This window comes from Paenibacillus sp. Marseille-P2973, from assembly GCF_018101095.1.
In the GTDB taxonomy this organism is placed as follows: Bacteria; Bacillota; Bacilli; order Paenibacillales; family Paenibacillaceae; genus Fontibacillus; species Fontibacillus vini.
The window spans coordinates 1-14,448 of sequence record NZ_JAGQEH010000013.1 but is presented as its reverse complement, the minus strand read 5'-3'; the positions used below and the strand labels follow the sequence as shown (position 1 = coordinate 14,448).

Genomic DNA, 14,448 nt, shown 5'->3' with positions numbered 1-14,448 from the left:
CAAAAAAATTTGCGTCATTTGTGATACGGTTCCCCCCGATTGATCTTCACCGCCCGATAAATCTGCTCCACTAGCACCAGCCGCATGAGCTGATGGGGCAGCGTCATGCGCCCAAACGACAGCCGCTGCTGCGCGCGGCTGATCACGGCATCGGCGAGCCCGTGGCTCCCGCCGATCACAAACACGACATGGCTCGTCCCATACGTGCCGAGCCGATCCAAAGAACCGGCGAGCTCTTCCGAGCTCCACAGCTCGCCGCCCACTTCCAGAGCGATGACATGCGCATCGCCCTTCACCAAACCCAAAATGCGCTCGCCCTCTCGCGCCTTCACCTGTAATACCTCCGCCTCACTCATCGTCTCCGGCGCCTTCTCGTCGGGCACCTCGAGAACTTGGAACTTCACATACGGGCCCAGCCGCTTCGCATACTCGGCAATGCCCTGCACCAAAAACTTCTCCTTCAACTTGCCGACCGCAATAACTTGAATAAACATCTCCGTATCCTCCATGTATCGAATTTCCGCCATCTATGCAAAAAGGCCGCTTTCCCCCGCTCTGGTCGAGAAAACCGCCTCACCGAACTTTTCTATTCTCCAAAAGCATCGCACCCAGGCCAAAGCCCTCAGCACTTCCTCATTCGCAAAACATCAGCATTTTCTTTCTTCAAGGTCAGGCCTAAAATTCCATGCACCCAAGCACTCAACCTCACTCCAGCGCTTCGCTGCCATCCCCGGACCCCGGGCTAAACCCTAGCCGATGATCCACTCACTCCTATAACTAGCTAGCAATCCCAAACAAATAAAAACACACGTACCCATCCCATTTATCGCAGACGCGCATCCTCGGAGTCACTCCCGATCCACGCCCATCGACCATTCCTGCCAGCCGGCACCCGACCACCCCGGCCTTAATCCGAAATTCAGCAGCATGAAACCAGCCGCTCCCGAATCCCATAACGCCAAACCAAACAACCTTCCTTACACGATCAAAAATTTTGCCTCATGATCGCAATGCTCGCATGTCACCGGCGGTTCCCAATCGATGAACTTCGTGTGCTCCAAATCGACGACATCCGGGGCTTCCTCAAACTCATCCACAAACATATCGATCGCCAGCTCCACATGATCTTTGCAAACTACATACATACACCAAGCATCCTTTCCCTACCGCTCCCGCGGCGCGCTCCGTATTAACAGGTTGTCCTTTATCTGTTCTACCATACTCCGCCCCAAAAAGGAACCGCACAGATCACTTATAACCAAACATTCTTCATCCTCTCGCCATTCCCTTACCATTGTATCCGCTATCGCTTTTCGCCTCAATAATCTGTCCAAGCAAGCACTCGCTTACCCTTCACCCAGTTGCCCAGCCCTCTCCGGTTCCACCGCCTCCGTCAGCGCCCGCTCCAGTTCATCGGCATGACGCGCCTTCTCCTCCGCCGACCACCCGAAATAGCCCGCCATATAAGCGACCACCGGCTCTTTCCACCTGCGCGCCCAAGCGATATCAAACAGCAATGAACCCGTTCTTCGGATAAAAAAGTCCCCCGGCGTCACCACCATCTCCTCATCCAGTGCGTACTTCAGCGGAACCCCCACCTCCAGCGGCAGCGCGTCAGACCCGCCCACAGGCCGTGCTTCCTCTTTCAAATTAGACTCTTCCCCGGCTTCATCCTTCACTTCCGCCTCTTCTGCCACCGAACCGCTCCGGCCCGTTTCTTCACTCTCCAACTTAACGGAGCCGCTTCGCCCTTCTGCCTCTCGCTCCGGCTTCACCGCGCTACTTCCCAATCCCTTAGCCGTCCGCAGCATCTCGCTGGCGATCGCCATCAACTGGCCCGCGTTCGAGCCATACTTCATTGCCCATGTCGCGCCCAACTCCCGCGGAAGGCCAAGCTCCTCGGCTTCTGTGCTCTTGGTCTGCACATATCCATAAAAAGCATCCCCGCCCCCCACATGCCCTCCCGATATGGGCAAGTGCTTTGTAGTGCAGGCATGGAAGCGCAGGCCATGCTCACGCCCCAACTGGGCGGCGACCCGATCGACGACCGTCTCGGCCATCTTGCGATAGCCCGTCAGCTTACCGCCTGCCATCGTAATCAGGCCGGAGTCCGACTGCCAGATCTCATCCCGGCGCGAAATCTCGGACGGCGATTTCCCTTCTTCATAGATCAAAGGCCGAACGCCCGCCCAGCTCGATTCCACGTCCGCCGCCGTGATCCCAAGCGAAGGAAACATTCCGTTGATCGCATCGATCACATACTGGCGATCTTCCGCGTTCATGCGCGGATGGGCGATATCGCCTCGGTACACCGTGTCCGTCGTACCGACGTAGGTCTTGCCCTCCCGTGGAATCGCAAAAATCATCCGCCCATCCGGCGTATCAAAATACACCGCCTGCCGCAAAGGAAACCGCCCCTGGTCGATCACCAGGTGCACGCCCTTGGTCAACTGCAGCATTTTGCCCTGCTTGGACCCATCCCATTCACGCAGCGTGTCGACCCACGGCCCGGCGGCATTAACGACCTTCCGAGCCCTCAGCTCGTAAGTTTCACCGCCGATCCGATCCCGCACCGCTGCGCCGACCACCCGGCCGTCCTCATAACGGAACTCGGTCGCCTTCGCATAATTGACCGCCATCGCCCCTTGCGCCACGGCGGCCTTCAACACCTCAATCGTCAGCCGCGCGTCGTCCGTGCGGTACTCGACATAGTAGCCGCCGCCGAGCAGCCCTTCGCGGCGCAGCAACGGCTCCTTCGCTAACGCGTCTTCCGCCGACAACATCGACCGCCGCTCGCCCCGTTTCACCCCGGCGAGCAGGTCGTACACCCGCAGGCCCACCGACGTGCTGAGCCTGCCAAACGTGCCGCCCTTGTAGATCGGCAGCAGCATCCATTCCGGTGTCGTCACATGCGGACCGTTCTCGTACACGATCGCACGCTCACGTCCGACCTCCGCCACCACCCCGATCTCGAGCTGCTTCAAGTATCGCAGCCCGCCATGCACCAGCTTCGTCGACCGGCTCGACGTCCCGGCGGCAAAGTCTTGCATCTCCACCAGCCCGGCCCGCATCCCCCTCGCCGCCGCGTCCAGCACAATCCCGGCGCCTGTAATGCCCCCGCCGATCACCAGCAAATCCAGCGGCGCCTGCGTCATCGCCTGCAGCATACCCGCTCTACTTTTTCCCGCAAACAGAGAATTCATCACTAATCCTCTCCCTTCCCTAGAAGCCCCTGCACCATATCTTATGTATTTTCAATACACCATGACTCGACTACCCTTGCATCGCTCTTTACTCCTTACTCTTTGCCCTTGCCCTTACTCTTTGCCCTTATGCCCTTTGTTCTTTGTTCTTTGTTCTTTGTTCTTTATTCTTTGCTTTTTGCTTTTTGCTTTTTGCTTTTTGCTTTTCACTCTTTGCACTTTACTCTTTACTCTTTGATCTTTGCCCTTTGCCCTTTGATCTTTGCTCTTTGATCTCTGCCCTTTACTCTTTACTCTTTACTCTTTACTCTTTACTCTTTACTCTTTGATCTTTGCCCTTTACTCTTTACTCTTTGCTCTCTGCTATTTGGCTTTACACCTATACTTAACTCTTTACCCTAACGCCTAACTCTTACACGCACTAGCCCCTGCTTACCCGCCCAACAAGAGTTTTAATTCCCCCGGTAAAGACGCCCCAAAGGCATCCCGAACACATCCCGAACTTCATTTGTCCGTGCCCCGAGGACAAAATCCAAAAGTGTCCACCCAAAAGGAGGACAAAACACTTATACCTCACCCGCCCCCATACAAAAAAAGATCCCCTTACATTTCAGACGACGCGCTTATGCAACGACTGCTCATGTAAAAGGACCCTTGTTAGTTCATCTATTCTGTTTCTGTTTCTGTTTCTATTCTATTTCTCTTCAGCCTCAGCATCTAATTCCGCTTCGGATGGTTTATCCGCAAGCTTAACGGTCACGGTTTGTGGCTTACCGTCCCGGTAGAAGGTAATCTCCATATCCTCGCCGATCTTCTTGTTCTCGTACATATATCTCCGCAGCTCCAGCGTGGAGCTGATCGGCTGCTTGTCGAGCTGAGTGATGACATCGTTCAGCTTCAAGCCCGCGTCCTTCGCAGGGCCATGAGCTTCCAGCACGATGATACCCTCGGTCACATGGCTCGGTAATTTCAGTTCCGTCCGCTGCTCCTCGGTCATTTCCGCATACGGATTGTTCAGATCCAGCGAATAAACGCCAAGATAAGGACGAACGACCTTGCCGTACAACATCAGATCGTCTACCGTCTTCATGACCTCGTTGACCGGAATCGCAAATCCGAGCCCTTCAACACCCGTATCGGCGATCTTCATCGTATTAATACCGATCAACCGGCCGTTCAGATCGACAAGCGCTCCGCCGCTGTTGCCTTCGTTAATGGCCGCGTCGGTCTGAATCACTTCCTGCTCCCAGTCATACACACCGTCCTGACTCAGCGAAATCGGAATCAATCGGCTCGTGTAACTGACGATGCCTGAAGTAAGCGTGCCGCCCAGACCCAGCGGATTGCCGACTGCAATGACCGTCTCGCCGGGGCGAAGCTTCTTGGAATCGCCCAGATCAATGACGGTGTTAATGCCCTTGTCATCCACTTCCAGCACCGCAATGTCGTTGATGGAATCCTGGCCAATTACCGTGGCCTTCCGCGAGTCTCCGTCACTCGTCACTACTTCCAAATTGTCCGCACCCGAGATGACATGCGTATTGGTGATGATGTACGCCTTCCCTTTATCCTTTTTATAGATTACGCCTGAACCTAATGCAGCCTGCTTGGGGTCATCGGATAGCTCGCTGTGATTCAGGATGCTCACCACAGCTGGAGCCACCTTGGCCGCCGCTGTGCTGATCCGGTCAAAAGGATCGCCTTCCCCAAGCGCCGCGGCATTGCCGTTCGCACCGGCGCGATTGGAGGCTGAGGGGAGCCCGGTAATCAAACTAAACAGCAGTACGGCGACTACCGCACTAAGGATGGATGAAACCAGCGAGATCTGCAACGTGGACCAACCGTTCCTCCTGTTGTTGCCCTGCCAGCGCTGAGCGCTGTCCGAACTTCTGCGAAGCTGCCGTCTCGACACCTTTGTAGAGTAAAAATCATCATCAAACAATCCCATCCCGTTTCTCTCCCTCCATGGACTGCCCCGGTCCTGATGCTCCATTGGTCTGTATCCTTTATTACCCGGAAGCCGCTGCACAATTCACTCTATGCCGCGACGGCAAAGCCATATTCCCGTTCAACTCTTTACTATCTTAACGTAATGAAACGGCTGGATGTTGCCTACCATGAAAGATTTTTTCTTGCTGTTTTCATTCTGCAGGAATGTTTATGCCCATGCCGGACTACACTAATAATAAAGCGCTAGATTGATAGATTTATTCTACCATACCCGGAGGTTTCAGGTGCATTTTCCTTTTAGGGAATTTTCGGGAAATCGAGGCGCAATTCCCCTAATTTTTATTGAATACAAAGGAGGCCCAATCCAGCATGAATTCACAATTTTCCACGCCGATGAATGAGGTTAATATGCTTGCAAAACTTGCGGATATGAAAGAAGAGCATTACCACCAGTTGGTAACGCTCAGCGCGATCATGGAACTATTGATTGAGAAAGGAATTCTTACCCGTCAAGAAATCGAACAAAAGGCCGCCGAGTTGGACCGGTTTATAACTCCGCCACCTTATCCCACGGTGTAGGTCGGTCATAGTACGTGTCCCGCAGCTTGAACTCGCTGTCCTTATAGAAGCAGCCGCGGTCCTCCATCGAACCCCGCACGGCCATGCGGGCCAAATCCATCATGTTATGCTCACGGCTGAGGTGAGCCAGATACGTCCGCTTGATCCGCCCGTTCATCAGCTCGCTGAGCAATTCGCCTGTGGCTTCATTGGACAAGTGGCCCATATCGCCGAGTATGCGCCGCTTGATATTCCAAGGATAGCGCCCCATGCGCAGCATCTCGATGTCATGGTTGGCTTCCAGCACCAATACGTCGGAGTCGGCGATCGCCGCTTTAACCTTGTCGCTGGCATAACCAAGGTCGGTGCAGACGCTCAGCTTTTCCTTGCCGTCATAGAAGCAGTAGCCCACCGGCTCCGCCGCATCGTGCGAGATCGCGAACGATTCCACCCGAAGCGATCCGAAATCCCGTGCTTCGCCTGTGCCCAGGACGCGGCGGTTCTCGTCCGGAATCTGGCCGACCGCTTTTTCCATCGCGCTCCATGTCTTCTCGTTGGCATACACGGGCAGATTATATTTTCTCGCCACCGCTCCGAGACCTTTAATATGATCCGAATGCTCATGCGTCACCAGAATGCCGCTCAATTCCTGACCCGATACTTCACGCTCCGACAGTAGCTCGTCAATCCGGCGGCAACTGAAGCCGGCGTCGATCATCAGCGTCGTTTCCCCATTGGCCACTACCGTCGCATTCCCCGTCGACCCGCTCGACAACACCGTAAATCTCAATCCCATGATTCGCATTACTCCTTTGTTTTCTCTGTGTTCGGACTAATTACGTCCCCACTGATGCCTTGTACATAGTACTCCTTACCGCTTTCCAAAATAAATCTCCACGCCGGGGCCGCCGGCAGATGCGCGTCCGAGTTGAACACTTCCCCGTAATAACCCAGCTCGATTTCCGTCACGACCGAGCCTTCCGGCAGGAAGTTCTCGATCAAATTCCCAAGTGCCTTGGATGCGGACAGCACCCGCTGTTTCTTCTCGCCTTCCGAGCCGCCAATTTCTATGACTTGCTCCCGGTAGGAAATGATCTTCTGATTGCTGTAATAAAGCTTCAACTCGATTTTGAACAGCGGCCACTTTCCGTCGACTAACGGATGAAGCATCATGAATTCCCCTGCCCGGCTCGCCGCCTCGTCATACCGGTAATCCCCGATATTCGGCAGGCTTGTCTTCAGCGCATTCGCCAATTCCTTCGGCGTATAAATCAGCTTACTGTCCACCGGCACAGGCAGGTCAACCAGCTCCCCGCCCTGTTCGCCGCCATTCACGAAGCGGTATGAAATTTTCGACAACTCCGGCGTCTCAGTCGGAATTTTAGCCAATACCCGGATCCGCTTATCATCCATTGATTTCTGAATACTGCTCTCCAGAGAGGTGAAATCCGGATTGGAGTCCGCCTGCTCCTGCAAGTCATTCCACAACTGATAACCCAGCACCAGATTTAGCAGCAAAAATGCGTAAATCAACACGTTTTTTGCCCGGCCCCAATCCATGTTCTCACCTCCGAATGGTTATTGATTCAAAACAGCATGCGTGTTGCTCCGTTTTTGAGCTCGACCGCCCAGATCGGCTTCAACTGCAATCCTTCTTTCGAGAGCGAAGGAAGGTATGCCGGATACAAGCTGACGATTTCGGACTCTTTCTCCAGTCTGGCAAGCTGCTCCCTCAATTCGTCCCCGCTGGACAGCTCAACCATCGTTTTCTCCCAGAACTCGTCGGTGGAGTAGATCAGCGAGCGTTCGTAGCCCGTAATGGTGCCCATCCGCATCTCCAGCGTAATCTCTCCATAGTGGAACGACGAGATATCGATAATCGGAAAAGCGCCGAACTGCCCTTCCCCGTAATATTGCTGAAACACTACGGTATGTTCTTCTCCGCCCGTGTCCGCGGTCTTCTTTAGCCGGTATTGGCCGTTCCACCCGCCGTGCTGATTGACAAAATCAACGCCGGACAGTACGTTCCGCCCCGGATTGTTCTCGCCCGCCGCCGGTGCGGCCGGGTCGGTATAATTGATCCAGTTCCGGTCCTGCCGTACCTGCAAGCTCCGCTTACTGTCCGTATAAATCTCGGAGCCGTCTTTTTCGCGGATATACCGGGTGATACTCGGATCAGAGAATAAGCTGCTCTGCATCTGATCCGTGGAAAAAAGGCCAATCTCCAACCCCGTCTCCACCATGCGGACCGGCTTCTCGGGAATGTAATACCCGTTCACCAGTGTGTAAGGCACCCAATCCTTGCCGAAATCGACCTGTTGCCGGACATCCTGCACTGTCAAATCGGCTTTGGTCGCTTCATACACGACATCCCCCTGCGAGCTGAAAAAGAACACCCGCACCTGATCTTCGTTTTCGGAGTTGTAAATCAGCACCCGGCTGATGCTCTCCCCTTCGAATAGCGGATCCGGAGCGATCTGCATCACCTTCTGCAGCAACGCCACCGGCATCCCATCGCCGAATTGCAGCTCTATCCCCGTATGGCGGCTGCGGATCTCGGTCCAATTGATGTTTTCCACACCATAGCGCTGGAATCCGTCGAACTGCCGTCCTTTCAGCCGGGAATAAATCAAGTTGTAGAAAGCCGAGTCCGGATAAAATACCGTGTGCCGGTCCTCGCCCAAATGCACGGCAATCTGGGACGGAAACAGCATGTCTTCGGCCTCCGCACTCTGCCCCATATTCTCTGTCTTGATATAGTCGCTTTCGGTTTTGACGACCGGGTCGCTGCCCGGCAGCCGATAGATGAGAAAGTAGCTCTGCACCAGGCTGCATAGAACCAGAAGTGCGAGCATCAGCGATTTTACCCGTTCCTTCACTGACCGTCGCCTCCTTGTTCATGCCGTGGCAGCATAAAGGTCACCTTGGTGCCTTTGCCAAAATCCGACTGTAACGAGATCGTCCCACCATGCGCTTTAACAATTTCCCGGGCAATGGATAGGCCAAGGCCTGTCCCGCCCATATTCCGCGAACGAGCCTTGTCGACTCGATAAAACCGTTCGAAAATCCGGTCCAGATCCTTTTTCGGGATTCCGATCCCGTCATCCTGTACTGAAATCGCCAGCGCACCATCGTCGTTCAACCTGGCCTCGATGGCGATCGTGCCGCCCTCCGGCGTATATTTCATCGCATTGGAGATCAGATTGTCCAGCACCTGGTCGATCTGATCGCGGTCCACCCAGGCGGAGCCTACGCCGTTGCCGACGAAAAATGTTGGCTTGATGCCCTTTTCCTGCATCTGAAAAGAAAACCGGTCCGTCACCTCTTCCAGCATCTCCATCACGGAGACCGGCTGCTTGCGGAGCTGCGCTTCCTTGGAGTCTAACCGCGACAGATGCAGCAGATCGGTGACGAGGCGGATCATGCGCTCGGTCTGGTTCTGGATGACGGAGGCAAATTTCGGACCCAATTCCGGGTCCTCCATCGCACCGTCCTCCAGCGCCTCGGTATAGCTCTTGATCGTAGTCAACGGCGTGCGAAGCTCATGCGATACATTCGCCACAAACTCCCGCCGGGACGCTTCCAGCTGCTCCTGTTCCGTAACGTCCTGGAGCACCGCGATCGTCCCGACAATCCCGATTTCCCGCCGGTGGATCGGTGTAAATGTGACGCGGATCAGGAAGGTGTCCCCCTCCGGCGTTTCGTTCTCCAGGATCGTGGAATGCATCGTCCCCTGCTTCAAGATCTCGCGTTCCTCCGGAGTCAGATGCAGCAGCGAGATGATGTCGGTGCCTCCATCCAATTCCCCATTGATCCGCAGCATTTCGCTCGCCCGGCGATTCATCAGAATGACCGTCCCGGTATCATCGGTAGCGATAACGCCGTCGCTCATATTGGTGAGAATCGAAGCCAGCTTCTCCTTCTCCTCTTCATTCTGCGCCAGCGCGTCGCGAAGACGGCTTGTCATATAGTTAAAAGCTTTGCTAAGCTGCCCGATCTCGTCATTGCCGAGCACCGGCATCTTCTGGTGAAACTCGCCTTCCGCCACCGCCGTCGCCCGCCGGGTCAACTCCTTGATCGGCGAAGTGATCGTGTGCGCCAGAATGACGCCCAGCACCGCCGTCAATCCTAGCGCCAGCAATATTCCCGAAATAAAAATATTATTAATCCGCTCCATCGTATCGTACAGCTCGTTCATCGAGGCGGCGATGTAGATCGCACCTACGATTTTGCCATCGTTGACGACCGGCTTGGCCACGACTTTCTTGCGGATATTATCTTCGTCAATAATGTATTCCTCGTTGTCCCGGATCCCTTGCAAGGCCCGGTTGACTACGGTCTGCGTATTCTTCGTGCCGACATAATCGGCATGCGACGGTTTGGACGTCGTAAGCACCTTGCCGCTGGCGTCCAGCACCTGTATTTCCGCACCGTTGATGTTGAACAGATTGTTCACCAGCACGCGCAGGTTCTCCAGCGATTCCTCCGCCGAATCCCCGGTCACCCCCAGGTTCTGTGCCGCCAGCACGGAGAGCAGCTCCGCACGTTCCTGCAATTCCTTCGTGAAATTGCTCGTCAGCGACGTTTTCATCGCGCTCACGAAATAGACCCCGATCAGCTGCATCGCGATCAGGATCAGCAGCACATAGATGATGATCAGCTTTGCCTGGATGGTGCGGAAAAAGGAGGGCAGCTTCATGCTAGAACCCACCCGCCTTGGAGCTTCGCATCATATACCCGAGGCCGCGCCGGGTCAAAATGTATTCCGGCTTGCTCGGGTCCTTCTCAATTTTCTCGCGCAGCCGGCGAATGGTCACGTCGACCGTCCGCACGTCCCCGAAATATTCGAACCCCCACACCGCTTGCAGCAGGTGCTCCCGGGTCATGACCTTCCCGGCGTTCTTCACCAGATAATGGACCAGCTCAAATTCCCGGTGGGTCAGATCAAGCGGCTCTCCGTTTTTCGAAGCCGTATACGTATCGGTATCAATAAAAAGTTCAAACAAGCTGATGCCCTGCCGTTCCTCAGGCCCTTCCTGCGCGACAGGCTTCTGCTGCCTGCGCATTTGCGCCTTCACCCGGGCCAGCAGTTCACGCGTGCTGAACGGTTTGGTTACATAGTCATCCGCGCCAAACTCGAGACCCAGCACCTTGTCGATCTCTCCGTCCTTGGCTGTCAGCATAATGATCGGGGTTTGCAGCTTGGCCCTAACATCCCTGCAGACGTCCATGCCGTCCTTGCCGGGCAGCATCAGGTCAAGCAGGATCAAGTCCGGCTGCTCCGAATACGCCAGCTCCACCGCTTCGATCCCGTCAAAAGCGAGAATGACTTCATAGCCCTCTTTTTCCAGATTAAATTTCAAAATATCCGCGATGGGCCGTTCATCGTCAACGACCAGAATTTTACCTTGCATGCTTTATGTTCACCCCAAACTTTCAGGCCTTGGCCGAATCTTACTCTATCTTACCATACCTGGCCCCGCCCTACATAACCTCAATAGAATTGCGCATAGGGAATTTCAGAGAGATTTAGTATCCTTTATTGAATTCTGTCCAAATCAAAAACCCGGCCTTAGGCCGGGTTCGTATATGCAATGCAATCTTCTGTATGATTTACAGATACTTCGACGGGTTTTGGACACTTCCGTTCTTGTGAATTTCGAAGTGAAGATGCGTTCCTGTCGAACGGCCGGTGTTGCCCATGACGCCAATTTTGGTACCTTTCTCGACGACATCGCCCTTCTTCACACTGATTTTGCTCAAGTGTCCGTACAATGTTTCGTACCCGTTCTTATGGTTGATGATGATGCAATTGCCGTAACCGGACTTGGTTCCAGCAAAGGTGACTACGCCATCATCGGAGGCAAGAATGTTACGACTGGAGGAGACCATATCAAGGCCTTTATGCGTTTTGCCCCAACGTTTGCCGTAACTGCTGGTCAATGTCGCTCCGGATACAGGCCAGGCAAAATCACCCGAGCCCTCGCCCAGCACAACTTTGGTGCCTTTGACCACAATTTTCGGCTGCGACTCTTTGACGACCTCTTGTCCGAGCCACTCTTCTGCCACAACCTCGCCGTTCTCCTTCGTCAAGCGGTACTTCATCGTCTTAAGTCCGCTCTCGCCCAAGGAGATTACCTTGGACTGACCGGACCTCATGTCCGCACTCTTGCGAACGATGACTTGAGGTTCCGTCACGATTTGCTCGGATACGCGTTCCACCGTTTTTACCGTCAACGCCGGCTGTACGGCATTGATCTTCAGCTCCGTGCCGATTTGCAGCGTCAATTCCTTCACGCCCGGATTGTTGCTGAACAGTTCCTTTTGGGTAATACCGAAACGGGCCGCAATGGAAGAGATCGTGTCCCCTTCCCGGACCGCATACGTAATAGCAGCTTCGTCACCCTCCAAAATACGGGCCACCGCTTCATTCACGTCCAGAACCTTGTTCGGGTCCGTATCGATGGTCTCAGTGGCGACATCTTCTTTAATGTCTACCGATTCCAGCATAGGATCCGATTCCTTTGCCGTATTTGCGGAAGTCTGCTGCTGTTGGAGTCCGCCGGTCTTCTTCACCTTGGATGCAAAAGTCGTCGAGGCCGAGGCCGCCACGGCCTTCGCTTGCGGGGCGTACTTGCCTTTAATTTGCTCCAGTACGGCATCGGCCGTAGCCTGATCCTTGACGATACCGATCGTTTTGCCGTCAACCTTCAGCTCTATGCCTTTGGCGTATCCCGTAAGCATGCCGCTGATCGTGTTCAACGTCTCATCGTCACTTACCTTTGCCTTATACGCTTTTTCCTCAACCGTAGTGATACCTTCGGTATGTACCGCCATCTCTACCTGCGGGTATTTTTCGTTATATTCTTGCTCCTTTTGTTTGAAAAGAGCCTGCAATTGTTCCTCATTAGCGATCGTTCCAACTTCTTTGCCTGCGACGTAAACCCGATAGTAGGACACCATATTGGCCTCCACATACTGCTGCCCCGCCAGATAGATCCCGCCTGCAGCTACCAGGGCTGCAATCGCGCTTATGGCGATCATACGTGGTTTAGACCGGCGGCTTCCGCCTTTACCTTCGTTTTCCGTGTTTAGTTCGGACATCTCTTGATCGTTTTCCGGACGGCCGTGATTCATCATCTGCGCCGGGTTCTGACCCTTGCGCCACAGCTGCCAACGTATCCCCCTGAAACCTCTCATGCTGATCTCCTTTTCCCATTCGACTAAATACGACATAAAATGGTTTCAAAATTTTAACCTTTTACCGCTATTGTTTACTTTAACATAGCCAGGTTAATGATTTCAACCAATGCCAAAAACGCCCAGAACCCCCTTGTGGTAAAGGTTCCAGGCGTTTTATCGACTTTTCCGGGTTAAGGTATATTTTAACAATCCTGTGAATGTCATCGCTTTACTGTAATAAAAATAGAAGTTATTTAGCTGTTTAGAATCTTCATCATCTTACTGTATTCCGTCTTGTCCAGGTATTTGGATAAAATTTGCTCAATTTCAATCATCTCCGATTCCGTCAGCCCTTCCTCCATGGCCTCCGTCATCTTCTGCATTTCAGCCTGCGGAAGCTTCGACATCAAAATAGCGAATACTTCTTCCTTATCCTTGTCCGAAAGTTCGTCTTTCTTGGCCACCATTTCGTCCGGGGTCACCACTACCTGCTGGTCCTGGCCAAGGGCTTCCTGGCTACCGGATGATCCAGAGTTCGAGGAGATGCCTCCCATCACGGATAAGGCGTCCTCAGGGGCTTCCTCCCCGCCGGAGCCGCCGGTCTGAGCGTCTGCATCCTTCTGGCCGCCGTCGGGAATACCGGCAACACCGGTTGATCCATCGGTGCCTTCACTCCCTTTGCCAGCTTCAAATCCGGAAGTTCCATTATTGGCTCCATTAGCTCCAGTTCCGGCTCTCCCGGAGCCCCCCTCCGAGTCGTCCATCCCTCTGGATCCGCCAGTCCCTCCGGTTACACTAGTTCCGTCGGTGTCACCAATTCCACTAGTTACGTCGGTCCCATTAATTCCACCTGTTCCATCGGTCCCATCATTTACTCCAGTTACGTCGGTCCCTCCGCCTTCCGCCTCTTTTTTGTCCTTATCATCTCCTCCAAACCCAAACATCCCCTTCATCATTCCGCCCAGGGTAGGCGCCTTACCCGCAATAGGCAAATTATAGCTTCCAAGCAGCGACTGTATATACGTATTCACCACGTAACCCGTGGTCATCACCGTCAGCATACTTACCGTAACTACCGTTATAACCAGCTTCGCCAGCCATCCGATCCATTTCATGCAGCTTCCTCCTTCTGCCTGCCGGCCAGGCCGGCAATCTATTCTCCTAATTTCCAGTATGGACGCAGAAAGGAAGTTTCAACCTCATGAAATAGAATCGCCATTCAAGTAGTGGACGCGAGTGTGGGTCGGGTGTGGGTGTGAAAGTGGTGGGGGCGAATTGGTGGATGCCCGATTGTGAGTGCGGGTGCGAGGTGGGGGTGGATTTGGTCGATGCGAGTGCGAGGTGGGTGCGGATACGGATGTGAATGGGGATGGGTGTGAATGGAGATTTGGGTTTGGGTTTGGGTTTGGGTTTGGGTTTGGGTTTGGGTTTGGGTTTGGGTTTGGGTTTGGGTTTGGGTTTGGGTTTGGGGTTGGGTTGGGGTCTGTGTTTTATATACAGCTGACGCTGTCGACGAAGGGGATGGGGTATATCGTGCGAGGGGTGGGGTTGGTGT

At 54.0% G+C, this 14,448-nt stretch carries 12 protein-coding genes; 1 reads left to right on the top strand and 11 read right to left on the bottom strand.

What is annotated here, in order from left to right; genetic code table 11:
* Positions 1-14: 14 nt before the first annotated feature.
* From rlmH to KB559_RS20120, 4 genes are all read right to left on the bottom strand, one after another.
* Positions 15-494 carry a 23S rRNA (pseudouridine(1915)-N(3))-methyltransferase RlmH gene (rlmH, locus tag KB559_RS20135; RefSeq protein ID WP_211024423.1) on the bottom strand — a complete coding sequence of 160 codons (480 nt, stop codon included), beginning with the start codon at positions 492-494 and terminating at the stop codon, positions 15-17.
* A gap of 483 nt (positions 495-977) precedes the next feature.
* Positions 978-1,145 (bottom strand): CxxH/CxxC protein, encoded by a 168-nt coding sequence (locus KB559_RS20130; protein ID WP_211024421.1) that lies wholly within the window; start codon positions 1,143-1,145, stop codon positions 978-980.
* A 201-nt stretch (positions 1,146-1,346) separates the two neighbouring features.
* Positions 1,347-3,203, bottom strand: coding sequence for a glycerol-3-phosphate dehydrogenase/oxidase (locus tag KB559_RS20125; protein ID WP_211024419.1), 1,857 nt, complete (start codon positions 3,201-3,203; stop codon positions 1,347-1,349).
* 694 nt (positions 3,204-3,897) lie between these two features.
* Complete coding sequence (locus KB559_RS20120) at positions 3,898-5,151, bottom strand: S1C family serine protease (protein WP_211024584.1); 1,254 nt, start codon at positions 5,149-5,151, stop codon at positions 3,898-3,900.
* A gap of 371 nt (positions 5,152-5,522) precedes the next feature.
* Between KB559_RS20120 and KB559_RS20115 the strand changes: the two genes are divergently transcribed.
* The gene (locus KB559_RS20115; RefSeq protein WP_211024417.1) at positions 5,523-5,732 is read left to right on the top strand and encodes a hypothetical protein; all 210 of its coding nucleotides are present in this window, start codon (positions 5,523-5,525) and stop codon (positions 5,730-5,732) included.
* Here KB559_RS20115 and KB559_RS20110 read toward each other — a convergent pair.
* From KB559_RS20110 to KB559_RS20080, 7 genes are all read right to left on the bottom strand, one after another.
* Positions 5,701-6,507, bottom strand: a complete 807-nt coding sequence (locus KB559_RS20110) for an MBL fold metallo-hydrolase (RefSeq protein WP_211024415.1) — start codon at positions 6,505-6,507, stop codon at positions 5,701-5,703. The genes KB559_RS20115 and KB559_RS20110 overlap by 32 nt on opposite strands.
* 8 nt (positions 6,508-6,515) lie before the next feature.
* Entirely contained in the window at positions 6,516-7,271 is a 756-nt protein-coding gene (yycI, locus tag KB559_RS20105; RefSeq protein WP_211024413.1) for a two-component system regulatory protein YycI, read from the bottom strand.
* A 26-nt stretch (positions 7,272-7,297) separates the two neighbouring features.
* Positions 7,298-8,590 (bottom strand): YycH family regulatory protein, encoded by a 1,293-nt coding sequence (locus KB559_RS20100; protein WP_211024411.1) that lies wholly within the window; start codon positions 8,588-8,590, stop codon positions 7,298-7,300.
* Positions 8,587-10,410 (bottom strand): cell wall metabolism sensor histidine kinase WalK, encoded by a 1,824-nt coding sequence (gene walK / locus KB559_RS20095; RefSeq protein ID WP_211024409.1) that lies wholly within the window; start codon positions 10,408-10,410, stop codon positions 8,587-8,589. The genes KB559_RS20100 and walK overlap by 4 nt, the downstream gene beginning before the upstream one ends.
* A 1-nt stretch (position 10,411) precedes the next feature.
* Positions 10,412-11,125 carry a response regulator YycF gene (gene yycF, locus KB559_RS20090; protein ID WP_211024407.1) on the bottom strand — a complete coding sequence of 238 codons (714 nt, stop codon included), beginning with the start codon at positions 11,123-11,125 and terminating at the stop codon, positions 10,412-10,414.
* Between the two features lie 199 nt (positions 11,126-11,324).
* Positions 11,325-12,911: a peptidoglycan DD-metalloendopeptidase family protein gene (locus tag KB559_RS20085; RefSeq protein ID WP_211024405.1), complete on the bottom strand. Its 1,587-nt coding sequence runs from the start codon at positions 12,909-12,911 to the stop codon at positions 11,325-11,327.
* A 236-nt stretch (positions 12,912-13,147) separates the two neighbouring features.
* On the bottom strand, positions 13,148-14,008 hold the full coding sequence (locus KB559_RS20080) for a hypothetical protein (protein WP_211024403.1): 861 nt from the start codon (positions 14,006-14,008) through the stop codon (positions 13,148-13,150).
* Positions 14,009-14,448 lie beyond the last annotated feature (440 nt).

Coding starts and splice junctions, on each gene's coding strand:
- rlmH (WP_211024423.1), bottom strand. CDS start 494: ATGTTTATTCAAGTTATTGCGGTCGGCAAGTTGAAGGAGAAGTTTTTG.
- KB559_RS20130 (WP_211024421.1), bottom strand. CDS start 1,145: ATGTATGTAGTTTGCAAAGATCATGTGGAGCTGGCGATCGATATGTTT.
- KB559_RS20125 (WP_211024419.1), bottom strand. CDS start 3,203: ATGAATTCTCTGTTTGCGGGAAAAAGTAGAGCGGGTATGCTGCAGGCG.
- KB559_RS20120 (WP_211024584.1), bottom strand. CDS start 5,151: ATGGGATTGTTTGATGATGATTTTTACTCTACAAAGGTGTCGAGACGG.
- KB559_RS20115 (WP_211024417.1), top strand. CDS start 5,523: ATGAATTCACAATTTTCCACGCCGATGAATGAGGTTAATATGCTTGCA.
- KB559_RS20110 (WP_211024415.1), bottom strand. CDS start 6,507: ATGGGATTGAGATTTACGGTGTTGTCGAGCGGGTCGACGGGGAATGCG.
- yycI (WP_211024413.1), bottom strand. CDS start 7,271: ATGGATTGGGGCCGGGCAAAAAACGTGTTGATTTACGCATTTTTGCTG.
- walK (WP_211024409.1), bottom strand. CDS start 10,410: ATGAAGCTGCCCTCCTTTTTCCGCACCATCCAGGCAAAGCTGATCATC.
- yycF (WP_211024407.1), bottom strand. CDS start 11,125: ATGCAAGGTAAAATTCTGGTCGTTGACGATGAACGGCCCATCGCGGAT.
- KB559_RS20085 (WP_211024405.1), bottom strand. CDS start 12,911: ATGAGAGGTTTCAGGGGGATACGTTGGCAGCTGTGGCGCAAGGGTCAG.
- KB559_RS20080 (WP_211024403.1), bottom strand. CDS start 14,008: ATGAAATGGATCGGATGGCTGGCGAAGCTGGTTATAACGGTAGTTACG.